Source organism: Amycolatopsis lurida (assembly GCF_900105055.1).
In the GTDB taxonomy this organism is placed as follows: domain Bacteria; phylum Actinomycetota; class Actinomycetes; order Mycobacteriales; family Pseudonocardiaceae; genus Amycolatopsis; species Amycolatopsis lurida.
The window spans coordinates 2157316-2178653 of sequence record NZ_FNTA01000004.1 but is presented as its reverse complement, the minus strand read 5'-3'; the positions used below and the strand labels follow the sequence as shown (position 1 = coordinate 2178653).

21 protein-coding genes are annotated in these 21338 nt (G+C 69.6%); 10 read left to right on the top strand and 11 right to left on the bottom strand.

Annotated elements, in window-relative coordinates; translation table 11 throughout:
• Positions 1-21: 21 nt before the first annotated feature.
• Positions 22-987 (bottom strand): S-methyl-5-thioribose-1-phosphate isomerase, encoded by a 966-nt coding sequence (gene mtnA, locus BLW75_RS15305; protein ID WP_034312875.1) that lies wholly within the window; start codon positions 985-987, stop codon positions 22-24.
• 57 nt (positions 988-1044) lie between these two features.
• On the opposite strand from mtnA, the gene BLW75_RS15300 reads away from it, so the two are divergent.
• Positions 1045-1443 (top strand): RidA family protein, encoded by a 399-nt coding sequence (locus tag BLW75_RS15300; RefSeq protein WP_034313015.1) that lies wholly within the window; start codon positions 1045-1047, stop codon positions 1441-1443.
• A gap of 62 nt (positions 1444-1505) precedes the next feature.
• On the opposite strand, the gene BLW75_RS15295 is transcribed toward BLW75_RS15300, so the two are convergent.
• The 4 genes from BLW75_RS15295 to BLW75_RS15280 all read right to left on the bottom strand — a co-directional run bounded on the left by BLW75_RS15295 (position 1506) and on the right by BLW75_RS15280 (position 4457).
• Positions 1506-1970, bottom strand: coding sequence for a YfbM family protein (locus tag BLW75_RS15295; protein ID WP_034312872.1), 465 nt, complete (start codon positions 1968-1970; stop codon positions 1506-1508).
• 3 nt (positions 1971-1973) lie between these two features.
• Positions 1974-2768: a PIG-L family deacetylase gene (locus BLW75_RS15290; RefSeq protein WP_034312871.1), complete on the bottom strand. Its 795-nt coding sequence runs from the start codon at positions 2766-2768 to the stop codon at positions 1974-1976.
• Between the two features lie 118 nt (positions 2769-2886).
• Positions 2887-3576 carry a dienelactone hydrolase family protein gene (locus BLW75_RS15285; RefSeq protein ID WP_034312870.1) on the bottom strand — a complete coding sequence of 230 codons (690 nt, stop codon included), beginning with the start codon at positions 3574-3576 and terminating at the stop codon, positions 2887-2889.
• Entirely contained in the window at positions 3573-4457 is an 885-nt protein-coding gene (locus BLW75_RS15280; protein WP_034312867.1) for an arginase family protein, read from the bottom strand. The genes BLW75_RS15285 and BLW75_RS15280 overlap by 4 nt, the downstream gene beginning before the upstream one ends.
• Positions 4458-4533: 76 nt before the next feature.
• Here BLW75_RS15280 and BLW75_RS15275 point away from each other — a divergent pair, with 76 nt between their 5' ends.
• Positions 4534-5886 carry a TrpB-like pyridoxal phosphate-dependent enzyme gene (locus BLW75_RS15275; RefSeq protein ID WP_034312865.1) on the top strand — a complete coding sequence of 451 codons (1353 nt, stop codon included), beginning with the start codon at positions 4534-4536 and terminating at the stop codon, positions 5884-5886.
• 12 nt (positions 5887-5898) lie between these two features.
• On the opposite strand, the gene BLW75_RS15270 is transcribed toward BLW75_RS15275, so the two are convergent.
• The 4 genes from BLW75_RS15270 to araD form a co-directional block, all read right to left on the bottom strand.
• The gene (locus tag BLW75_RS15270) at positions 5899-7113 is read right to left on the bottom strand and encodes a GGDEF domain-containing protein (protein WP_241783624.1); all 1215 of its coding nucleotides are present in this window, start codon (positions 7111-7113) and stop codon (positions 5899-5901) included.
• 139 nt (positions 7114-7252) lie between these two features.
• Complete coding sequence (locus BLW75_RS15265) at positions 7253-8464, bottom strand: MFS transporter (protein ID WP_034312860.1); 1212 nt, start codon at positions 8462-8464, stop codon at positions 7253-7255.
• A 137-nt stretch (positions 8465-8601) separates the two neighbouring features.
• On the bottom strand, positions 8602-10404 hold the full coding sequence (locus BLW75_RS15260; RefSeq protein WP_034313012.1) for a VanW family protein: 1803 nt from the start codon (positions 10402-10404) through the stop codon (positions 8602-8604).
• A 148-nt stretch (positions 10405-10552) separates the two neighbouring features.
• Positions 10553-12271, bottom strand: a complete 1719-nt coding sequence (araD, locus tag BLW75_RS15255) for an L-arabinonate dehydratase (RefSeq protein WP_034312857.1) — start codon at positions 12269-12271, stop codon at positions 10553-10555.
• A 35-nt stretch (positions 12272-12306) separates the two neighbouring features.
• Between araD and BLW75_RS15250 the strand changes: the two genes are divergently transcribed.
• From BLW75_RS15250 to BLW75_RS15240, 3 genes are read left to right on the top strand one after another with little or no spacing between them, the layout of a single operon-like run.
• The gene (locus tag BLW75_RS15250; protein WP_034312855.1) at positions 12307-12966 is read left to right on the top strand and encodes a GntR family transcriptional regulator; all 660 of its coding nucleotides are present in this window, start codon (positions 12307-12309) and stop codon (positions 12964-12966) included.
• Positions 12966-13469, top strand: coding sequence for a metallophosphoesterase family protein (locus BLW75_RS15245; RefSeq protein ID WP_034312853.1), 504 nt, complete (start codon positions 12966-12968; stop codon positions 13467-13469). The genes BLW75_RS15250 and BLW75_RS15245 overlap by 1 nt, the downstream gene beginning before the upstream one ends.
• Before the next feature lie 18 nt (positions 13470-13487).
• A complete protein-coding gene (locus tag BLW75_RS15240) occupies positions 13488-14480 on the top strand; it encodes a PHP domain-containing protein (RefSeq protein WP_034312851.1) in 993 nt (330 codons plus the stop codon).
• A 32-nt stretch (positions 14481-14512) separates the two neighbouring features.
• Here BLW75_RS15240 and BLW75_RS15235 read toward each other — a convergent pair whose 3' ends face one another.
• A complete protein-coding gene (locus BLW75_RS15235) occupies positions 14513-15682 on the bottom strand; it encodes a saccharopine dehydrogenase family protein (protein WP_034312848.1) in 1170 nt (389 codons plus the stop codon).
• Between the two features lie 19 nt (positions 15683-15701).
• Positions 15702-16343, bottom strand: a complete 642-nt coding sequence (locus BLW75_RS15230) for a GOLPH3/VPS74 family protein (RefSeq protein ID WP_034312845.1) — start codon at positions 16341-16343, stop codon at positions 15702-15704.
• A gap of 189 nt (positions 16344-16532) precedes the next feature.
• Between BLW75_RS15230 and BLW75_RS15225 the strand changes: the two genes are divergently transcribed.
• From BLW75_RS15225 to BLW75_RS15205, 5 genes are read left to right on the top strand one after another with little or no spacing between them, the layout of a single operon-like run.
• Complete coding sequence (locus BLW75_RS15225; RefSeq protein WP_034312842.1) at positions 16533-18002, top strand: APC family permease; 1470 nt, start codon at positions 16533-16535, stop codon at positions 18000-18002.
• Positions 17999-18571 (top strand): GNAT family N-acetyltransferase, encoded by a 573-nt coding sequence (locus BLW75_RS15220; protein ID WP_034312839.1) that lies wholly within the window; start codon positions 17999-18001, stop codon positions 18569-18571. Before BLW75_RS15225 ends, BLW75_RS15220 begins: the two co-directional genes overlap by 4 nt.
• A gap of 23 nt (positions 18572-18594) precedes the next feature.
• Positions 18595-18906, top strand: coding sequence for a hypothetical protein (locus BLW75_RS15215; RefSeq protein WP_034312837.1), 312 nt, complete (start codon positions 18595-18597; stop codon positions 18904-18906).
• Positions 18907-18947: 41 nt separating this feature from the next.
• Positions 18948-20156, top strand: coding sequence for a cation:proton antiporter (locus BLW75_RS15210; RefSeq protein ID WP_034312835.1), 1209 nt, complete (start codon positions 18948-18950; stop codon positions 20154-20156).
• A 13-nt stretch (positions 20157-20169) separates the two neighbouring features.
• Positions 20170-21333: a lactate 2-monooxygenase gene (locus tag BLW75_RS15205; protein WP_034312832.1), complete on the top strand. Its 1164-nt coding sequence runs from the start codon at positions 20170-20172 to the stop codon at positions 21331-21333.
• The last annotated feature ends 5 nt before the right edge of the window (positions 21334-21338 follow it).

Genomic DNA, 21338 nt, shown 5'->3' with positions numbered 1-21338 from the left:
CCGCCTTGTTCACCAAGCTGATCACGGGCGCAGCACCCCCTGCTCGGTGACGACCGCGGTGACCAGCTCGAACGGCGTCACGTCGAAGGCCGGGTTGAACACCTCGGCGCCTTCGGGAGCGACCTTCGTGCCACCGAAACTCAGGACCTCGCCGGGATCGCGTTCCTCGATCACGATCCCGGCGCCGTCCGGCATCGCGGTGTCCACAGTGGACGACGGGGCGACGACCACGAACGGGACTCCGTGGTGCTTCGCCGCGATCGCCAGGCCGTAGGTGCCGATCTTGTTGGCGACGTCGCCGTTGGCGGCGATCCGGTCGGCGCCCACGAGCACGCAGTCGACCAGGCCGCGGCTCATCGCGGCGGCGGCCGCGGCGTCGGGCTGGATCCGGTACGGGACACCGGCTTCGGCCAGTTCCCACGCGGTAAGGCGGGCGCCTTGCAGCAGCGGCCGGGTCTCGTCGACCAGCACGGACTCGACCAGGCCACGGGCCTGAAGATGCCAGACGACGCCGAGCGCGCTGCCCCAGGCGACCGTGGCGAGGTGGCCCGCGTTGCAGTGACTGAGCAGCCGCAACGGCCGCCGCGCACAGTGTTCGAGCACCACGCCGGCCGCCAGCCGGGAGGCTTCGTGGTTGATCCGCTCGTCCTCGTCGAGGATCGCCAGCGCTTCGGCGAGAACGGCTTCCGGCCCCTCCGGGAGCTTCGCGAGGGCGCGGGAGACACCCCAGCTCAGGTTGACCGCCGTCGGCCGCGCCTGAGCGACGCGGTGCGCCTCGGCTTCGACGTCACCTCCCGCGCGGGCCGCGAGCACGACACCGAGCGCCCCCGCCGCGCCGAGCGCCGGCGCCCCGCGCACCGCCAGCCGCTGGACGGCGTCGACGAGTTCGCCGACCGTGCGCAGTTCGAGTACGCGATACTCCGCGGGCAGGACGGTCTGGTCGATGATCGTGACCGCGTCACCGGTCCAGTCGATCGTCCTGCGCATGGCTCTCCCGTGAAATCCGGTTGTCCCGTCGCGACCGCCTCGGTGAGGATGCGGCTCGTGACCATTCAACGCCACCATCCACCTGGTCTGCACCCCACGCCCACCTACCACCACGTGACCATCGTCGAAGGACGGCGGGACATCCACCTCGCCGGCCAGTGCCCGCTCGCCGAAGACGGCAAGGTCGTCGAGGGCGACGTGCTCGCCCAAGTCGACCAGGTCGTCGCGAACACCGCCGCCGCGCTCGCCTTCGCCAAGGCGACCCCGGCCGACGTGGTGCGCACGGTGATCTACGTGGTCACGCCGGACGCCGACGTGCTCTCGGCCGTGTGGGACCGGTTCGTCGAGTCGGAGATCGGGGAGGCCTTCACCACCGCGAGCACCCTGCTCGGGGTCGCGCAGCTCGGGTATCGCGGGCAGCTCGTCGAGCTCGACGTCACCGCCGCCACGGCCTGATCAATTCCGTGAAGGCCTCCTTGAGGGACCCAGAGTCCCTCAAGGAGGCCTTCACGGACTCGTCAGGTGATGATCGTGACGACCGGCTCCCCGGCCTTCGCGGCCCCGGCGAAGAAGGCCGCCAGTTCGTCGTAGTACCCGCGCACGTAATCCAGCGCGTCGGGCTCGTCCCAGATCGACGGGTAGATCCCCTCGGCCTCGAGTTCCGACAGCTCGACACCGTGTGAGAGCCGATCGAACCCGGTCCGCGCCATCTCCGCCGAGATCGTCCGCACCTCGTCCGCGGTGAAATGCCGCGGTGGCCCGTCACTGTCGGCTTCTCCCAGCAGTGTTCCGCCCAGCACGAAGTCGACCTCGAACCCGGCCCGCCCGCCCAGGAACCACAGCGCGTGCCAGGCCTTGTCGACGTCCACCGCCCGCTCGGTGCCGTCGGCCTTCTCGGCGTACTCCCAGTACCGCTCGGGTTTCTCGCTCAGTCCACGTAGTTCGTCGGACGTGACCCGCAGGTACGCCCCGCACATGCCCATCGGTCAGAGACCGGCCATGAGATCGGTCTCCGTGATGCCCGGACCCTGCCCGGCACGGATGAACCACTCGACGCCGAACGCCTGCGCGAAGGCCTCGTCGGGCATCGCGAGGAAGAACGAATCCTCACTGATCTGGCTGGCGTGCGCGCGCATCGCGGCCCGCTTGTGAGACAGGTACTCCGTGACGTCGACCCTCGCGGTCAGGATCGCTTCCGGCTTGCCGAACTCGGAACCGTCTTCGAAATCGGGAAGGTCCTCGGCCTTCATCTGCCCCGTCCGCACCGCCTCCTCCATGCCGCGGCGCATCTCGTCACTGTTGCTCGTCGCCTCGTAGACCCGCGGCGTGCCCGCCAGCTCGGCCGCGCGCTTCCCGACGCGATGGACCTGGATGTGATCAGGATGCCCGTAGCCGCCGTTGTCGTCGTAGACGGTCAGGACGTCGGCCTGCTCCTCGCGCAGGATCGCGGCCAGCCGCTGCGCGGCCTCCTCGACGTCGGCCTGCCAGAACGTGCCGGGCACGTCGTTGCGCGGCTCGCCCATCATGCCGGAATCGGTGTACCCCAGGAACTCCACCCGCTTGGCCCCCAGGACCTCGGCGGAAGCGTGCGTCTCCTGCACGCGGCGCTGCCACAACTCCTCTCCGTCGTCGAGGAAACCGTCCGGCACCTCGCCGACCTCCCCCCTGGTCGCGACGACGAGCACGACACGGTGACCTTCCTCGAAGGCCTTGCGCATGACGCCACCCGCGACGATGCACTCGTCGTCGGGGTGGGCGTGAAAACTCACCAATGTGGCCATGGTGGGGAAACTACCGGGAGGCACCGACATATTCCGGTGCTTCGCCCACAGCGAAGTACCTCGTGAGTGTTAAGGACGGTTCTAACCGTCCTTAACACTCACGAGGCCCAATGCTCACTCACGCGGGGAAGACCCGCCCGAGGAACTCCAGCGTCAGTGCCCAAGCCGCCGCGGCGGGCTCCGGCTGGTGGAACATCGGCGCCACGTGGTTGTGGAACGCGTGCCCCGCCCCCTCGTGGATGTGGATCTCCGCTCCGTCGTGAGCAGCGACCGCGTCGGCAAGGCGACGCACGCCTTCGACGGGAATGTAGGGATCCTCGCCGCCGAACTGGAACTGGATCGGGCAGGTGATCTTGTCCAGCAACGGAAGTTGCTCCGGAACACGCGAGCCGTAGTACGAGACCGCGACATCCGGGTCGCCTTCGGCCGCGGCCGCGTAGGCCATCGAGCCGCCGAGGCAGAAACCGAAGACGCCTGCGCGGCCATCGGTTTCGGGCAGGTCGCGCAGCGTCGCGAGGGTCGCGAGCACGTCGGTGACGGCGCGTGCCGGATCGAGCCGGCCGGCGACGGCCATCGAGGCCGAAAGCCCGGCTTCGTCGTGCGTGGCCGACCAGCCGGGGGAGATTCGCCAAAACAGTTCAGGCACGGCGACGACGTAACCGAGGGCGGCCAGATCGGCGGCGACCGATTTGAGGTAGTCGTCGAGCCCGAAGATCTCCTGGATCAGCACCAGCCCCGGACCGGAGCCGGATTCGGGCAGCCAGAGCGGGGCGTCGAACGAGCCGTCGGCGACGGTCACCTTGGTCATCGGGTTCCTTCCAGTGCGCGCACGAGGCAGTCCGCCACCAGGGCGGCCTGTGTGCCGTCGGGGTCGAGGTCGGGATCGAAGATGGTCAGTTCCAGCCCGGCGGCGCCGGGGATGGCGAGCAGGCCGCGGAGCAGTTCGACGAGCTTGTCCGGGCTGAGCCCGCCGGGATCGGGACTGTCCACAGCGGACACGAATTCCGGATCGAGCGTGTCGATGTCGATGTGGATCCAGAAACCGTCCAGCGGCGCGAAGATCTCGCGGGCGGCGGCGAGTGCGCCGCCGGTGCCGGAGGCCATGATCTCCTGGCTGGTCACGACGCGCAGCCCCGCGTCCCGCGCCTCGGTGGATTCCTCCGCGCGAACACCGAGCACGAGGACGTCTTCGTCACGGACGTACGGCCCCAGACCGTCCACATCGGCCAGTTCCGGTCGGCCACGGCCGGTGACGACGGCGAGGGCCTCACCGCCCACGTTGGCGACGTGATCGGAATTGCCGAGGTGCCGGAAGTCGTCGTGACCGTCGAAGTAGACGATGCCGAAGCGGCCTTCGCGGCGAAGAGTGAGCATGGCGGCGAGCGCGATCGAACAGTCGCCGCCGAGCACCACCGGGAAGCCACCGTCCGCGCGGATCTTCGCCAGCCGTCCGGCGAGGGCCGCGGTGTAGGTCGCGATCCCGGCCGCGTTGCGCACGCCGCCGCCGGGCGACCGGTCGGGCAGATATCGCGGCGGGGTGACGACACCGCCGTCGGTCGCCCCCAAACGGGTGAGCAGGCCGTGGTCACGGAGCGCGCCCGGCGCTTTGTAGCAGCCGGGGACCACACCTTCGGCGGGCGGGCGCAGTCCGAGATTGGACGGTGCGTCGAGCAGTACGAAATTCCCCATGCCCACACCGTAGTAGCGATCCCTGGTGTCACGCCGTCCGTCCCTTTAGGTTGAAGGGACGGACAGAGGAGGCTCAATGGCGGAGCGGACCAAATACATCCTCGACGAAGCCGACATGCCGGCCAGGTGGTACAACGTCGTCCCGGATCTGCCGGAGCCGCCACCGCCGCCGTTGCATCCGGGCACCCGTGAGCCGGTCGGCCCGGACGACCTCGCGCCCCTGTTCCCGCAGGCGCTCATCGCCCAGGAAGTCAGCACCGAACGGTACATCGACATCCCGGAAGAGGTCCTCGACGTCTACCGGCTCTGGCGGCCGTCGCCGCTGTTCCGCGCGAGGCGGCTGGAGAAGGCGCTCGGCACTCCCGCCCGCATCTACTACAAGTACGAAGGTGTCAGCCCGGTCGTCTCGCACAAGCCCAACACCGCCGTCCCGCAGGCGTTCTACAACGCGGCGGAGGGGGTCACCAGGCTGACCACGGAAACCGGCGCGGGACAGTGGGGTAGCGCGCTCGCGTTCGCGTGCGCCACCTTCGGGCTCGAGTGCGAGGTGTGGCAGGTCCGCGCTTCGTTCGATCAGAAGCCGTATCGCAAGCTGATGATGGAGACCTTCGGCGCGACGGTGCACCCCAGCCCGTCCGAGCTGACCGAATCCGGCCGCGCGATCCTGGCCGCGGACCCGGACTCGGCCGGGAGTCTCGGCATCGCGATCAGCGAGGCGGTCGAGCAGGCGGCGCAGGCGGAGAACACGCGGTACGCGCTCGGCAGCGTGCTCAACCACGTGCTGCTGCACCAGACGATCATCGGCGAAGAGGCGCTCAAGCAGTTCGAACTGGCCGGGGACACCCCGGACGTCCTCGTCGGCTGCACGGGCGGCGGATCCAACTTCGGCGGGCTCGCCTTCCCGTTCCTGCGCGAAAAACTCGCCGGCCGGATGGATCCGGTGATCCGCGCGGTCGAACCGGCCGCCTGCCCGACCCTCACCCGCGGGAAGTACGCGTACGACTTCGGGGACACCGCCGGGTTGACGCCGTTGCTGAAGATGCACACGCTCGGTCACGACTTCATCCCCGACCCGATTCACGCCGGCGGCCTGCGCTACCACGGGATGTCGCCGCTGATCTCGCATATCTACGAGCTCGGGCTGATCGACGCGGTCGCCATCGGGCAGGAGGACTGTTTCGCGGCAGGCGTGCGGTTCGCCCGCACGGAGGGCATCATCCCCGCGCCCGAGCCGACCCACGCCCTCGCCGCGTGCATTCAGGAAGCGTTGCGGTGCAAGGAAACCGGAGAGGAGAAGGTGATTCTGACCGCGCTGTGCGGGCATGCTCACCTCGACCTTCCGGCGTACGGCGCGTATCTGGCGGGCGACATTTCCGACCACGCGCTGTCCGACGAGGTCCTCGAGAAGTCGCTCGCCGGCCTACCCTGAAACGCGACGAAGTCAGCCGGTGACCTGGTAGCCCGAAGTCCGGTTCCGCCCCGTGTTCTTCGCCTCGTAGAGCGCCCGATCCGCGACGGCGAGTACGGCGTCCAGATCGCTGACGCCCGGCCGGTCGGCGAGGCCGATCGACACGGTGACGTGCTCGGGCAGGTCACCGGCGCGCGAAGCCACGCTCGACCGGATCCGCTCCGCGATCGCGTGGGCGTGGACGGCGGGCGTGCCGGGCAGCAGGACGACGAACTCCTCGCCGCCGAACCGCCCGACCAGATCCGTGCCGCGCACCTCGGTGCGCAGCGTTTCCGCGATGGCCGCCAGATACCGGTCGCCGACCAGATGCCCGTGCCGGTCGTTGATCAGTTTGAACCGGTCGACGTCGACCATCAACAGGCTGGTGTGCCGTCCCGCGCGCCGCGCGCGGTCGAGTTCGTCGGCCGCCGCTTCGCGCCACGCCTTGGCGTTGAGCAGCCCGGTCTTGGCGTCGCTGCGCGCCTGCCGTTTCAGTTGCCGCAGCAGGACTCCGCGGTGCAGCACCAGCGTGATCCCGACGACCAGCAGCAGCACCACGGGCCAGTCCCGCAACGCCCACGCGACGATGACGCCGAGCGCGATCGTGGCCGCTTCGAGCGCGTATTCGAACGGTTTCGCCAGCGCGTCGCGCAGCCGCTCGTGCGGCGTGCCGTAGAACACCGCGATGGTCATCAGCACGGTGTTGACCAGCAGGAAGACCCCGCCCGCCGCGACGATCGACCAGAACGAGGAGACGTCGCGGGGCAGTAGGTCGAACGGGGCCGCGTACCGGGAGAGGAAGGCGGCGGCCGCGAACCCCGAGAGCACGGTCGCCGAGGCGGAGAACACCCGCCGGAACAACGGGTTCGGCTGCCCGCGGAACCAGCGGTAGAAGAACGACACGGCAATGACCAGCGCGGCGAGCGCCGGGTGCACCAGCAGCACGGCGGCGAAGGTCCACACGCTGTCGAGCGAGATGTGCGGTGTGCCCGCGAACCGTTCCCGCACGCGCTCGACCGGACGCGACAACTCCGTGTACGCGACGGCGCTGACGATCAGGATCGAGAAGGGGAGGGCGTCGCCGTGAGTGAACGGGACCCGGAGAAAAGACCAGGCGGATCCGGCGATCGCCGCGACGTCCACCAGGAGGACGAAGCCGATCAAGCCGCGGTTGGGTAGCCGCCACAGCGCCCAATTCGTTAGCGCCACGGAGACGAACGTAATCGGTTGGATACTAGGTGTCACTACGCTGTATGGGTAGGCGTGGGTGCACCACGCGTGACCGGATCGGGGAAGTGGAGGGGGTGAGCTCCATGCGCGGGCAGAACTGGTGAATACCCGGTTCCGGTCAAAGGGGGTGAAGCGGGGCCACGTGGCGCCAAGCCCGGGTGGCCGGAACAGCCACTACGAGACCGGCGAGTGCGATGACCGAGACCGTCGTCGCGGGTGAACCGAGCACGCCGACGAGCAGGCCGCCGGCGATCAGCCCGATTCCCTGCACGGCGATGAGTCCCGACCCGGCGAGGCCGAAGGCCTGGCCTCGTTCGGTGTCGGGTACCAGCCGCATGAACGTGGTGCTCGCGGTGACCTGGTAGGCCGCGCACATCCCGGACAGCAAGAGCAGTCCGGCGGCGTAGGGGAGCGATGGCCGGAACCAGAACGCCGCGAGCGGCACGATGGCGCCGAGGGCCAGCCCGCCGACCATGCGCAAGCGGACTTCGGGCCGCACCAGCCTGCTCAGCGCGAACACCCCGAGCACGATCCCGGCGGGATGCGCCGCGAGCAGCAGTCCCGCCGTCGCCGCGCCGCCGCCGATCTCCGCGGCGTAGGGCACCGCGAGCCCTTCCGGCACGATCACGAAACCCGCCAGCCACGCCAGCCCGACCAGCGCGCGCAGCCGTCGATCGTGCCAGATCGTCCTGGCGCCCGCCGAAAGCCGGCGCAGGGTCGACGTCGCCGGTCCGCTCGCACCCGAAGCGGGCCGGGCGCGGACCCCCAGCCGCAGGACGATCGCCGAGACGCCGAACGTCACCGCGTCCAGCGCCAGCCCGCGGCCCGGCCCGATCGCGGCGATCACCGCGCCGCCCAAGGCGAATCCGGCGAGCTGGCCGACCTGGTTGGTGATCTTCAGCAGGGACTGGCCGAGGACGTAGGAATCCCCGCTGAGCACCGACGGCAGGACCGCGGCCTGCGCGGCGGTGAACGGCGCGTTGGCCAGTTGCACCACCACCAGCACGGCGGCGAGTACGGGCAGCGGGATGCCGGGGACGGCGAGCACCGCGACCAGGAGCGCGCGGACGACGTCGGAGCAGACCATCACCGCGCGGCGCGGGAACCGGTCGGCCAGTCCGCCGAGCAGCGGTCCGCCGATCAGATCGGGCAGATAGGTGAGCGCGTAGGTCAGCGCGGGCCACGTCGCCGAACGGGTCCGCTCGAACACCAGCACCGACAGGGCGACCCTGGCCACCTGGTCGCCGAGGATCGACTGGAGTTCCGCGAACCAGATCGCCCGCAGTTCGCCGACCGCGAGGATCCGCCGGAAGGTCGCCTTGGGCTCCACGAGGTGACCACCCCCGCCAGGTCGGGTGAGTCACCGAGCGTACCGCCCTGCACGCGTGCGGTGAACCCTCGCAAGTACGTGAAGGCCCCCTTCATTGCGCTAGGCGCAGTGAAGGGGGCCTTCACGTACTTCCGGGGCTACTCCGTGCCGCAGGTGATCTTGGGCTGCGGGTTGTAGTGCACGTTCCTGGTGTGACGACGGATCTCGCGGCCGGTCGAGGCGTCCTTGATGACCCGGGTGTCCGACGTGGTGAAGCCGGGCGCGCCGTTGCTGGGCTTGCAGTTCTCGGCGGGGCCGGGCTTCGTCGGCGGATCGGACGGATTGGTGCGGCCGCCGGGGATCGACTCGACGGTGTACTTCTTGGTGCCCCACAGCCGGATCGTGATGTCCGACGGCGTCCAGATGGTCTGGATCGCGACCCCGGTGTCGGTGTCGTTGGTGAACTTCAGGTCGATCACGCTGCCGCCGCTGTGGTTCTGGAACACGGTCGCCTCGCGCGCGGCGGGGTAGCGGCTGATGTAGTAGCTGTGTTCCTTGTGCTCGGTGTCCTTCATGCCGGCGAAGTACGAGGCGTTGTACAGCGTCGTCGCGAACTGCGAGATCCCGCCGCCGACCTCGCGCCCGGGCGCGCCGTCCTTGATGACACCGGCCTCGACGTAGCCCTGCGCGGTGCCGCGCGGCCCGGTGAACCCGTTGAGGCTGAACGTCTCGCCCGGCTTCACGATGGCGCCGTTGACCTTCTGCGCCACGACCCGGATGTTCGTCCCCGAGTCCGGCGCGAACCCGCCGGTCTTGAACTCGCTGACGACCTCCTTGATGCCGAGCTGGTTGGCCTGCTCGGTGGTCACCTTGGCCGGGGTCTTCTTGTAGGTCACGGGCAGCTCGCGGGGCGCGGCGCGCTTGAGCACGTCGAGCACCGGCTTGAGGCTCGGCTCCCAGTCGACGACGTTGGCGTCCTCGGAGGGCTGCACGGTCGGCTTGCCGCCTTCGAAGACGATCTGCGCGTCCTTGCCCTCCTTCTCGGTGGACTTCAGCTGCGGGCTCGCGGCCTCGATGATCTTGTTGTTGTCCACCTTCGGGTTCAGCACCCCGCCGTCGACCGGCTCGAAGGTCAGCGCGGCCGCGATCTGCGCGGGTTTGACGACGGCGTCCTTGCCCTCGCCCTTGACGACCATCGGCGACGCCACGGCGGGCTTCGCGATCTGCTCGAGAGCGGCGTGGACGGCCTCCGCCGAAACCTTGACCGGGGTCTGGGTGACCGCGAGCGTGAGCGGCTCACCGCCGGCCCAGCGCTCCAGGATGGTCTTCTTGGCTGCTTCGACGTCGAGCTTCTGCCCCGTCTTCGGCTCGACGGCGACCGGTTTGGCCTCCTCGAAGCGCACGGTGCCCTCGATCGGATCGCGATCGACCTTGTCGCGCAGGTTCTCCAGCGCGGCGGTGAGCTTGGCGTCGTCGGTCTGGGTGACGACGCCGACCTCGGTGGTCGAGAAGAACGACGCGATCCGGGTGAACGGGTTCAGCGGCTGGTCGCCGGCCTGGTCGAGGGTGGCGGGCCAGTCGAGGCGCAACCCCGCGTTGTTCGGCGCCAGCGACTCCTCGGCGTCGCCCGCGACGACCTTCACCGGCCGGGTCAGCCGCGGCTCGATGCCGCCGCGGAGCTCCTTCTCGGCCGCCGCGCGGTCCATCCCGCCGACGTCCACCCCGGCGACGGTGACGCCACGGGGGACGCTGCCCTGGGAGACCAGCACGTCGAGGGCGTACGCGACGACCAGCAGGCCGAACACGCCGCCGCCGATGAAGGCGGCCTTGCGGTGGCTGCGGCGGCGCTTCGGTGGCGCGGGCTCCTCCGGCGTGGCAGACTCCGCGAACCCGGGCGTGACGACCGGGAGAATGTCCGTCTGCTCAGCGTGGGACTCGGGCCAGCGCGGTTCCTGCGGCAACTCTCCACCCTCCACGGTCCGGCGAGGCCGGGCGTCGTGATCGAACATCCGGGCTTCCCTACGTTCCGGACGTAGGTTCAAGATACGGGGCGCGTTTTGTGGTCGTGCAACTCGCCCGGTTGGGTGAGCGGGTCACTCCGTCGGGTGGTCACTGGGCGTCAGGTTCGGGATTTTCACCCACTCTGGCAAGAAAGTCGAAGTCACAGCCCTCATCGGCCTGCGTGATGTGTTCGGTGTACAACGCGCCGTAACCCCTTTCGTACCGCGGAGCGGGCGGGTTCCATCGTGCCCGGCGACGTTGCAATTCGGCATCATCGACGTCGAGGCTCAGCCGTCGCGAGGGAACGTCCAAAGTGATCCGGTCGCCGTCGCGGACCAGAGCGAGCGGCCCGCCGACGTGGGATTCCGGCGCGACGTGCAGCACGCACGCGCCGTAACCGGTGCCGCTCATCCTGGCGTCGGAGACGCGGACCATGTCCCGGACGCCCTTGGCCAGCAGGTGATCCGGCAGCGGCAGCATCCCGTACTCGGGCATCCCCGGGCCGCCGAGCGGGCCGGATCCGCGCAGGACGAGGACCGAATCCTCGGTGATGCCGAGCGCGGGGTCGTTGATGCGGTTCTTCAAGTCCTCGTGGTCGTCGAAGACCACCGCGGGTCCGGTGTGGACGAGCAGCCGGGGATCGGCGGCGATGTGCTTGATCACCGCGCCCGACGGCGCCAGATTGCCGCGAAGCACCGCGACCCCGCCTTCGGTGGCGACCGGGTTGTCGCGCGTGCGGATGACGTCGTCGTCGTGCACCCGCGCCGAAGCCAGGTTTTCGCCGAGAGTCCGGCCGGTGACGGTGACCCGATCGGTGTGCAGCAGGTCGGTCAGCCGGGAGAGCAGGCCGGGAAGCCCGCCGGCGTAGTAGAAATCCTCCATCAGCCAGTCACCGCCCGGCCGGATGTTCGCCAGTACCGGGACCCGGCGCGCGATCGCGTCGAAATCGCCGACAGACAACGGGATCCGCGCGCGCCCGGCCATCGCGATCAGATGGATGACGGCGTTGGTCGAGCCGCCGAGCGCCAGCACGGTGGTGATCGCGTCGGCGTACGCGCGCTCGTCGAGGATTTTCGTGACGGTGAGGTCCTCCCACACCATCTCGACGACACGCGCTCCGCTCGCCGCGGCCATCCGGTGGTGCGCCGAGTCGACGGCGGGGATCGACGCGGCGCCGGGCAAGGTCAGGCCGAGCACTTCCGCGACCGACATCATGGTGGACGCGGTCCCCATCGTCATACAGGTTCCGGGAGAACGGGCCAGTCCACGCTCCAATTCGGACAGTTCCCCGGCGCCGATCAGCCCGGCCCGCTTGTCGTCCCAGTACTTCCACATGTCGGTGCCGCTGCCGAGCACTTCGTTCCGCCAATGCCCGCGCAACATCGGGCCCGCGGGGACGAAGATCGCGGGCAGACCCGCGCTCGTCGCGCCCATCAGCAACGCCGGTGTCGTCTTGTCGCAGCCGCCCATGAGGACCGCTCCGTCGACGGGGTAGGACCGCAGGATCTCTTCGGTCTCCATCGAAAGCAGATTGCGGTAGAGCATGGGGGTCGGCTTCTGGAACGTCTCCGACAGGGTCGCGACCGGGAACTCCAGCGGGAATCCGCCCGCCTGCCACACCCCGCGTTTGACCTGGTCCGCCCGCTCGCGCAGATGCATGTGGCAGGGGTTGATGTCGCTCCAGGTGTTGAGGATCGCGATGACGGGTTTCCCGAGATGCTCCTCCGGGTTGTAGCCGAGTTGCCTGCTCCGGGCCCGGTGGCTGAAGCCGCGTAGTTCGTCGCCGCCGAACCAGCGGTGGCTTCGGAGTTCCTCGGGGTTCCTCATGATCGCGATTATGGCATCTCATATATGATCGGCCCATGCCTTCGACGTTCAGCCTGCCCGCTTCACGGACCGAAGTGGTGCTCGAAGAGATCCGCCGCGGCATCCTCACCAGGGAGCTGAAGCCCGGCCAGCCGCTGGTCGAAGCCGAACTCGCGGCCCGGCTCGGGGTGTCGAAGACGCCGGTCCGCGAGGCGCTCAAGGTGCTGTCGAACACGGGATTGGTGACCTTCAGCCCGTACAAGGGCGCCTCGGTCTGCGTGGTCGACGCGGAGCTGGCGAAGTCCGTTTACGACGTTCGCATGGTGCTGGAGCCCGAGGCCGTGCGCCGGTCGGTCGAACGCCGCTCGCCGGACCTGCTCGAAGACGCCGCGGAGGCGCTGAAGGAGGCGTCGGCGGCGATCTCGGACAAGGACCAGGCGGCGCTCAGCCTGCTCAACCGCCGGTTCCACCGCGCGCTCTACAGCGGCTGCGGCAACCCGCTGATGGTCTCGATGCTGGACGACCTCAGGGACCGCGCGGCGCTGATCAGTGTGGTCGGCTGGGCGGCGAATCCCAGCTGGCGCAGGGAATGGGCCGAGCACAAGGCGGTGCTGGCGGCGGCGAAGAAGGGTGACGCCGACGGCGCGGCCGGGCTGCTGCGCGCCCATATCGGCGACTTCCTGGACCGGATCCTCGAGACCATCGGAGACGAATGATGCGCCTGTTGCTCATCGCCGACACACATCTGCCGCAGCGTGCGAAGCGGCTGCCCGCCCAAGTCTGGCGCGAGGTCGAAGCGGCGGACGTCGTCATCCACGCCGGTGACTGGGTCGAGGCCGCCCTGCTCGACGAACTCGAGGCACGGAGCAAGCGGCTCATCGGGGTCTACGGCAACAACGACGGCGCGGACCTGCGGGCGCGGCTCCCCGAGATCGCGCGGGCGGACCTCGACGGGGTCCGCCTGGCGGTCATCCACGAAACCGGCGGCAAGCAGGGGCGTGAGCGCCGCTGCGACGAACAGTTCCCGGACACCGACGTCCTCGTGTTCGGGCACAGCCACATCCCCTGGGACACGGTCACGCCGAAGGGGCTGCGGCTGCTGAACCCCGGCTCGCCGACCGACCGGCGGAGCCAGCCGTTCTGCACGTACCAGACCGCCGAGATCCGCGACGGCGAGCTGCGCGACGTAGCTCTTCATGAGCTGCCGCTTCGCCGCTGACCGGGTAGACAGGTAGCCATGGAACCGGCGCAGGCGTTGAGGGAGATCGCGTTCCGGCTGGAGCGTGCGGGCGAGCCGACCTACCGGGTGAGGGCGTTCCGGCAGGCGGCCTCGGTGATCGCCAAGGTCAAGCCCGACGACCTGCGCAAACGCGCCGAGGCGGGCACGCTGACGGCGTTGCCGAACATCGGCAAGGCGACCGCGGCCGTCGTCGAAGACGTCCTCGCCGGACGCCGTCCCGCCTACTTCGAGAAGATCGGCGAGCCGAAGCTGCCCGACGGCGGCCCCATGCGGGCGGCGTTGCGCGGCGACTGCCACACCCATTCGGATTGGTCCGACGGTGGCAGCCCGATCGACGAGATGGCCGAGGCCGCCCGCGCGCTCGGCCACGAATGGATGGTGCTGACGGACCACTCGCCGCGGCTCACCGTCGCCAACGGCCTTTCGCCCGAACGGCTGCGGCGGCAGATGGACGTCGTCGCCGAACTGAACGAGAAGATGGCACCGTTCCGGATCCTGCACGGCATCGAGGTCGACATCCACCTCGACGGCACGCTGGACCAGGAGGAAGAACTGCTGGAACAGCTGGACTTCGTCGTCGCGAGCGTCCACTCGAAACTGCGGATGCCCGCCAAGGAGATGACGCCGAGGATGCTCGCCGCGGTGCGGCATCCTCGGGTCCGCGTGCTGGGGCACTGCACCGGGCGGCTGGTGATGGGAGGCCGCGGGAAGCGGCCCGAGTCGGAGTTCGACGCGGAGGCGGTGTTCACCGCGTGCCGGGACAACGGGGTCGCCGTCGAGATCAACTCCCGTCCCGAGCGGCGCGACCCGCCGACGCGCCTGCTGAACCTGGCCGTTGAGCTGGGCTGCGACTTCGCGATCGACAGCGACGCGCACGCGCCGGGCCAGCTGGACTGGCTGGTCTACGGCTGCGCGCGGGCCACCGAGCTGGGGATCGAGCCGGACCGGGTGATCAACACGCGGACCGCTGAAGACCTGCTGGCCTCGTGAGTGGTTAGGACGGTTAGAACCGTCCTAACCACTCACGAGAGTGTCGCGAACCGCAGGCCGGCGTCGCTCAGCCGGTCGATCAGCGACTGCCCCATCGCGGTCGCCGTGGTGACCTGCCCGGCCGTCGCGGGAAGGTCGTCCAGTGCCAGGCACAGCGCGGACTCGCCGAGCATCTTCGCCGTCTCGCCGTACCCCGGGTCGCCGCCGGACACCTCGGTCACGACGCGTTCGCCGCCGCTCTCGGCGTGGAACCGCACGGAGAACCACGACCGCGCCCGTCGCTGCTCGTCCGGACCGCCGCCGGGCTTCAGCAGATTCGACAGCGCCCGTCGCGCGGGCGGGAGCTGGGCGGCGGCGAAGACGAGACCCATCCCGGCCGCGCCGGCGGCCACCACCGGAAGCCGTTTGATCGCGGCGAAATGCCGGTACGTGAAGTCGGGGCCGTACACCGGGAGCGCGGCGGCGGAACGTTCGACGATCATCGGGTCGATGGTCGGCAGCGGCACCGCCCAGAAACCGTCGGGGCTGCGATGGGGTGTGCCCAGCGCGGCGCGCGCACGACGGCCCTCCGGCCGCGGTTCGGCCGCCGCGCGTTCCCGTGCGGCGCGGAAACTCGACGGCAGCCGCGAAAACGCCGTCAGCGCCGAGAGGAAGGTGCCGCCCGACGGGGCCGCTCCCGCGCGCACGTACCCGTCGATCCGGATCGGTTTCCCTGGTGGTAGCTGGGAAACCGTGAAGAGCACGCCGAGGTCGTGCGGGATCGAGTCGAAACCGCACGCGTGCACGAGCCGGGCACCGGTCTCGACCGCGCGGGCATGGTGGGCGAGGTACATCTTGTCGGCGAACTCGGGCTCACCGCACAGGTCGGCGTAGTCGGTCCCCGCTTCGGCGCACGCGGCGACCAGCGGTTCTCCATAGTGGACATACGGGCCGACCGTGGTGGCGACGACCTTCGTGGCCTCGGCGACCTTCCGCAGCGAGCCCGTATCGGAGACGTCGGTCCGTAACAACGGTAGCTCGGAGAGCGCCGGATTGAGCGAGAAAAGCTTTTCCCGCAGCGCTTCCAGCTTGACGGGATCACGTCCGGCCAAGGCGAGGCGCAGACCTGGCGGCGCGGTGCGGGCGAGATATTCCGCCGTCAGGCCACCGGTGAATCCGGTGGCGCCGAACAGCACGACGTCGTGGTCACGGTCGGCAGGCATGGCGTCAGGCTACCGCCGGTCAGCGCCGGTCGCCGGTGTAGACGACGGCGGCGCTCACCGCGTCCACCCCCGAGATCAGTTCGGCGAGCGCCCTCGGGAGTTCCCGATGCGTGGACCCGGCCCAAGCCCGCAGGCCGGCGCGGTCGAGTTCCGGTTCGCAGAAATCGTCGAGCCCGATGGTCCAGGCCAGCAGGGCGAGGCAGACCGAATGCGGATCCGGCTGATCGGTGCCGAGGACGGCCGTCCTCACCCTGCTGCGCGCGGCCGTCGACATCAGCAGATCCCGTGGCGGATAGCGGTGATTCTTCCGCATGAGCATCCGGTCTGTTTCGCGGTCGATCACCCCCGCGGCGAGCAGGTTGTCCGCGACCGTTGCCCCGAGATCGTGGCGGAGATGGCCGACCCATTCCCGGACGGTGTGCCGCTCGGGTTCACGGAGGATTTCCGAGAACACCCGATCCAGCGGGGGATGGGCGAGGCCGCGGCGCGACAACGGCCGGATTCGTTTGCGTTCCACGGTGATCCGCTCGGCGAGGAGGAGATCACAGAGCGCGGAACCGGCCATTCCGATGCCGAGTCCCGTGCCTCGCAGCGCGGGTTTTCCGGTGAACTCGTCGTGGGCGAGGAAGAACAGGGAATCGACCAAGGTCAGCCGACGCATGAATGGCACGCCCCCCGGCGTCGTAGTGCGGGACGGCCAAAGTAGCGGTAGCGCGCGGACCACTGCGACCCGAGGTCCGTTTTTAGCCTGAACGGACGTACCTCGCCGGGGTGGCCGGCCCTAGGGTGGGATGGCTCTCGCAAGATCGAGAACCTCCAGCGCCAAACCGACGTCCGGGGGGACGGGTTCATGGGTACGCAAAGACCGCGGCGCGGTCTCGGCCATCGACGGCTCGGAGCCGCGCAGATCGTGTTCTTCGTGGTGGCCGCGGCGGGGCCGCTCTTCGCCATCGCGGGCGGGGTCCCGACCAACTACGCGGTCACCGGCAGTATCGGGGTGCCGCTGTCGTTCCTCCTGCTCGCCCCGATCCTCGGATTGTTCGCGGTCGGCTACGCCGCGATGAGCCGCTACATCACCAACGCGGGCGCGTTCTACCCGTACGTCGCCAACGGGATCGGCAAATCCACCGGCGCCGGGATCGCGTTCGTCACGCTGATCTCCTACAACGCCATCCAGATCAGCATCTACGGACTGTTCGGCTGGTCGGTGTCGACCTGGCTGGGCACGCTCACCGGATCCCCGCCGCCGTGGTGGCTGTGCGCGCTGGTGATGGTGCTGATCATCGGCGCGCTCGGCGTCCTGCGGGTCGATCTCAACGCCAAGGTGCTCGGGGTGGCGCTCTGCCTCGAAGTCGCCGTCGTCGCGGTCGTCGACATCGCGTTGTTCGCGAACCCCGCCGGTGGCGCCGTTTCCTGGGTCCCGCTGGAGCCGTCGAGCCTGTTCACCACCGGTGTGGGCGCGGTGTTCGCGTTCTCCGCCGCCGCGTTCATCGGTTTCGAGGGCGCGGCGACCTACGGCGAGGAGACCCGGGAACCCAGCCGCACGGTCGGGCGTGCGACGTACGCGGCGATCGGGCTCACCGCGGTGCTGTACGTCGTCTCGTCACTCGCGCTGGCCGTGGGGACCGGGCCGGACGTCATCGTCACCACCGCCGCCGCGCAGGGCCCGGACCTGCTGTTCACCCTGGCGGGAGAACACCTCGGCGAGACGTTCTCCGATGTCGCGTACACGCTGTTCGTGACCGGCCAGTGCGCGGCGCTGCTGAGTTTCCACAACGCCGTCGCGCGGTACTTCTTCGCGCTGGGCAGGGAAGGGCTGCTGCCTCGCTCGCTGGCCAAGACCAGCAAGCGCACCGGCGCGCCGGTGGCGGGCTCGCTCACGCAGACGGCGCTGGCGCTGGTGGTCGTGTCGCTGTTCGCGATCGCGGGCCGTGATCCGGTGACCGAACTGTTCACCTGGCTCGGCACGACCGCGTCCACCGGTGTCGTGGTGATCATGATCGCCGTCTCGCTTTCGGTGATCGGCTTTTTCAAACGGCGCCGCGACGCCGAAAACGCCTGGCGCCGCTGGATCGCGCCGGGGGCGGCGATGCTCGCGCTGTCGGCCGTCCTCGCGCTGATCCTGCTCAACTTCGATCTGCTGCTCGGCCCGGCCGGGACGTTCCTGTTGCGCTGGGGTCTGCCCGGTCTCGTGGTCGTCGCCGCCCTTGCCGGTTTCCTGCGCGCGGAAGTGTTGCGGACCAAGGATCCTGAGACGTACGCCGCCATCGGCGGCCCGCTCGAAGTCGACGAGCCCGTCGTGCTGAGGGCGGGGCGATGATCGTCCGGCCCGCCGAACCGTCCGAAATGGACACTGTGATCGATGTACTGTCCGAGGCCTTCCATGAAGACCCGGTGAGCATGTGGGTCTTTCCCGGTGACGAGCGCCGCGCGGTGGCGCTGCCGATCTTCCATCGGGCGGTCGTGCTGGGGATGCTCGCCGTCGGCGGCCACGTCGACGTCACCGGCGACCTGTCCGCCGCCGCGCTTTGGGCGCCCGGTGGTGACGAGGACATCGACGACGAAGCGTTCGCCGGGCTCACCGGGGAAGAAATCGGCAGGCTCGCGGCGTTGTTCGAGTTGATGACGGAGCACGCTCCCGGCGGCGAGTACCACCACGCCCAGTTCATCGGCGTCCGCAAGAACGCGCAACGGCAGGGGATCGGCGCACGGCTGCTGAAGTATGGGCTCGACCGGTACGGCGCGGTACCCGCGTATCTGGAGGCGAGCAGCGCGGAGAGCGCGAAACTGTACCGGCGGCTGGGTTTCCGCGATCACGGACCGGCTTTCGCGGCCGAGGGCGGGCCGCCGATGCTGCCCATGTGGCGGGAGCCGTCGATCAGTCTATAAAGGACTGGTAAAGTAGCGGGCAGATGACGACGAACCGTGCCCCCGCCACACGGCACCGTTCCGTCTTCTTCCTCGTGCTCTTGCTCGTCTTCGCCTTCGTCACGCCGACCGTTCCCCACGGGCACGGGCGGGCCGCGAAGGAAGATCCGGTCGCCGTCTTCGCGACCCATCCGCTGCCCGCCTTCCACGGCGGGCAAACAGTTCCCCTTGCCGACGCTCCCGCCGAAGCGGAGACCGTCGACCTCCCTGACACCGGCTACGCCCCTGAGCAGGGTGAACCCGTCGTCATCACCCGAGCGGTGCCCCAGGCACCCGCTCGGGCACCTCCGCGCTGACCCGGTCCCCAAGCCGCATCAGCCATCCATCGGAGGTCTCCATGAGTTCCGGTCATGCCCTGCTGGCCGTCGGCGGGGCGTTCCTCGCCGCCGGTGTCATCGCCAGAGCGGGCGCCCGTATCGGGCTGCCGACCATTCCCCTGTTCATGCTGGCCGGTTTCGTCTTCGGCCCCAACACCCCCGGACTGTCCCTTGTGGACGATCCGGCCGAGCTCGGTGTGCTCGCCGGGCTCGGTCTCGTCTTCCTCCTGTTCTACCTCGGCCTCGAATTCTCCCTCGACGACCTGGCCAAAGGCGGGCGCAAACTCGTCTGGTCCGGGCTGATCTACCTGATCCTCAACATCGGCGGCGGGCTCGCGTTCGGCTTCCTGCTGGGCTGGGGCACCAGGGAGGCGCTGGTCATCGCCGGTGCCATCGGTATCTCGTCGTCGGCGATCGTCACCAAACTCCTGCTCGAAGCCCGCCGGATGACCAACCCCGAATCCCGGCTGATCATGGGCATCATCGTGATCGAGGACCTGTTCCTCGCGCTGTACCTGGCGCTGCTGCAGCCGGTGCTGTCCGGCGCCGGGAGCTTCGGTTCGGCGCTCGCCGACTTCGGGAAGGCCTTCGCGTTCCTGATCGTGATGGCCGCGCTCGCCCGCTGGGGTGGCCGGGTGGTGTCGAAGCTGTTCGGTTCGGCCGACGACGAGCTGCTCACCGTCTGCTTCGTCGGGGTGGCGGTGATGGGTGCCGCTGTCGCCGAAGAGGTCGGGGTGTCCGACGCGATCGGCGCGTTCATGGTCGGCATGATGCTCGGCGGTTCGAAGGTCGCGCCGCGTATCCACAAGCTGGTACTCCCGCTGCGGGACGCGTTCGGCGCGCTGTTCTTCTTCATCTTCGGGCTCAGCATCGACCCGAACGCGGTCGGCTCGGTGGTCGTGCCGGTGCTGATCGCGGTGGCGCTGACGATCGTGCTGAACCTCGGAGCCGGCGCGCTGGCCGCGCGCGTGAACGGCTTCGATCGCCAAGCCGGGGTGAACATCGGGCTCACCGTCCTCACCCGCGGCGAGTTCTCGCTCGTGCTCGCCGCGATGGCGACGGCCGCCGGGCTGGACTCGCGGGTCGCGCCGTTCGTCGCGGGCTACGTCCTCCTGCTGGCCGTGATCGGTCCAGTCGCGGTCATCCGCTCCGAGAAACTCACCTGGTTGCTACCGGCGAGTATTGTCCGAGGCTCGACCCGCCGCGACGAGCCGGCCAGGGCGACGTGACGAGGAGGCCTGGGTGACCGAACGGTTCGGCGGCTACCAGAACGAGATCTACCTGCAGGGGCTCGGCGGGACCTTCCCGCCGTGCTCCACCGACGCCACGAAGCTGGAGGAGTCCGCGCGGGAGATCCTCGAGCCCGGACCGTTCTGGTACGTCGCGGGCTCGGCCGGATCGGGCGCCACCGCGCGGGCCAACCGAGAGGCGTTCGACCGCTGGCGCCTGGTGCCCCGGATGCTCACCGGCGCCACCGAACGCGATCTGTCGACGACGGTGCTGGGGACGCCGGTGCCCGCTCCGGTGCTGCTGGCGCCGGTCGGCGTCCAGTCGATCGTGCACGAGGGCGCCGAACCGGCGGCCGCGCGGGCCGCGGCGTCGGTCGGGCTGCCGTACATCATGTCGACGGCGTCGTCCACGAGCATCGAGGACGTCGCCGAAGCCAGTGGCGAGGGGCCGCGCTGGTTCCAGCTGTACTGGCCGACGGACAACGAGGTCTGCGCGAGCATCCTGGCGCGGGCGAAGGCCGCGGGCTTCACCACGCTAGTGGTCACGCTCGACACCTGGACCCTCGCGTGGCGCCCGAACGACCTCGACCACGCGTACCTGCCGTTCATCAAGGGGGTCGGGCTCGGTGTCCCGCTGAGCGACCCGGTGTTCCGCGGCCTGCTGGAGAAGACGCCGGAGGAGGATCCGCCCACCGCGATCCTGCGCTGGATCTCGATGATCACCGGCACCGACAGCACCTGGGACCGGCTCCCGTTCCTGCGCGAGCACTGGGACGGGCCGATCGTGCTCAAGGGCATCCAGCACCCCGACGACGCGCGCCGCGCCGTCGAGGCCGGGATGGACGGGATCGTCGTGTCCAACCACGGCGGCCGTCAGGTCGACGGCGCGATCGCGTCGCTCGACGCGCTCCCGGAGATCGTGGCCGCGGTCGGCGACCGGCTGGAGATCCTGTTCGACTCGGGCATCCGCACCGGTGCCGACATCGCCAAGGCGCTCGCGCTCGGGGCGAAGGCCGTGCTGGTGGGACGGCCGTGGGTGTACGGCCTGGCGCACGCGGGGGAGGAGGGCGTCCGGCACGTGCTGCGGAGCCTGCTCGCCGACCTCGACCTGACCATGGGCCTGTCCGGGCACCGGACCCTCGCCGATCTCACCCCGGCCTCCCTGCGGCACCTCTGACCCCC

What these genes read in the sequence shown, in the direction of transcription:
- BLW75_RS15245 (WP_034312853.1), top strand. Translation starts at nt 12,966, where the DNA reads ATGCGCCTGTTGCTCATCGCCGACACACATCTGCCGCAGCGTGCGAAG.
- BLW75_RS15225 (WP_034312842.1), top strand. Translation starts at nt 16,533, where the DNA reads ATGGGTACGCAAAGACCGCGGCGCGGTCTCGGCCATCGACGGCTCGGA.
- BLW75_RS15275 (WP_034312865.1), top strand. Translation starts at nt 4,534, where the DNA reads ATGGCGGAGCGGACCAAATACATCCTCGACGAAGCCGACATGCCGGCC.
- BLW75_RS15215 (WP_034312837.1), top strand. Translation starts at nt 18,595, where the DNA reads ATGACGACGAACCGTGCCCCCGCCACACGGCACCGTTCCGTCTTCTTC.
- BLW75_RS15250 (WP_034312855.1), top strand. Translation starts at nt 12,307, where the DNA reads ATGCCTTCGACGTTCAGCCTGCCCGCTTCACGGACCGAAGTGGTGCTC.
- BLW75_RS15285 (WP_034312870.1), bottom strand. Translation starts at nt 3,576, where the DNA reads ATGACCAAGGTGACCGTCGCCGACGGCTCGTTCGACGCCCCGCTCTGG.
- BLW75_RS15280 (WP_034312867.1), bottom strand. Translation starts at nt 4,457, where the DNA reads ATGGGGAATTTCGTACTGCTCGACGCACCGTCCAATCTCGGACTGCGC.
- BLW75_RS15220 (WP_034312839.1), top strand. Translation starts at nt 17,999, where the DNA reads ATGATCGTCCGGCCCGCCGAACCGTCCGAAATGGACACTGTGATCGAT.
- BLW75_RS15240 (WP_034312851.1), top strand. Translation starts at nt 13,488, where the DNA reads ATGGAACCGGCGCAGGCGTTGAGGGAGATCGCGTTCCGGCTGGAGCGT.
- BLW75_RS15295 (WP_034312872.1), bottom strand. Translation starts at nt 1,970, where the DNA reads ATGGGCATGTGCGGGGCGTACCTGCGGGTCACGTCCGACGAACTACGT.
- araD (WP_034312857.1), bottom strand. Translation starts at nt 12,271, where the DNA reads ATGAGGAACCCCGAGGAACTCCGAAGCCACCGCTGGTTCGGCGGCGAC.
- BLW75_RS15290 (WP_034312871.1), bottom strand. Translation starts at nt 2,768, where the DNA reads ATGGCCACATTGGTGAGTTTTCACGCCCACCCCGACGACGAGTGCATC.
- mtnA (WP_034312875.1), bottom strand. Translation starts at nt 987, where the DNA reads ATGCGCAGGACGATCGACTGGACCGGTGACGCGGTCACGATCATCGAC.
- BLW75_RS15235 (WP_034312848.1), bottom strand. Translation starts at nt 15,682, where the DNA reads ATGCCTGCCGACCGTGACCACGACGTCGTGCTGTTCGGCGCCACCGGA.
- BLW75_RS15210 (WP_034312835.1), top strand. Translation starts at nt 18,948, where the DNA reads ATGAGTTCCGGTCATGCCCTGCTGGCCGTCGGCGGGGCGTTCCTCGCC.
- BLW75_RS15230 (WP_034312845.1), bottom strand. Translation starts at nt 16,343, where the DNA reads ATGCGTCGGCTGACCTTGGTCGATTCCCTGTTCTTCCTCGCCCACGAC.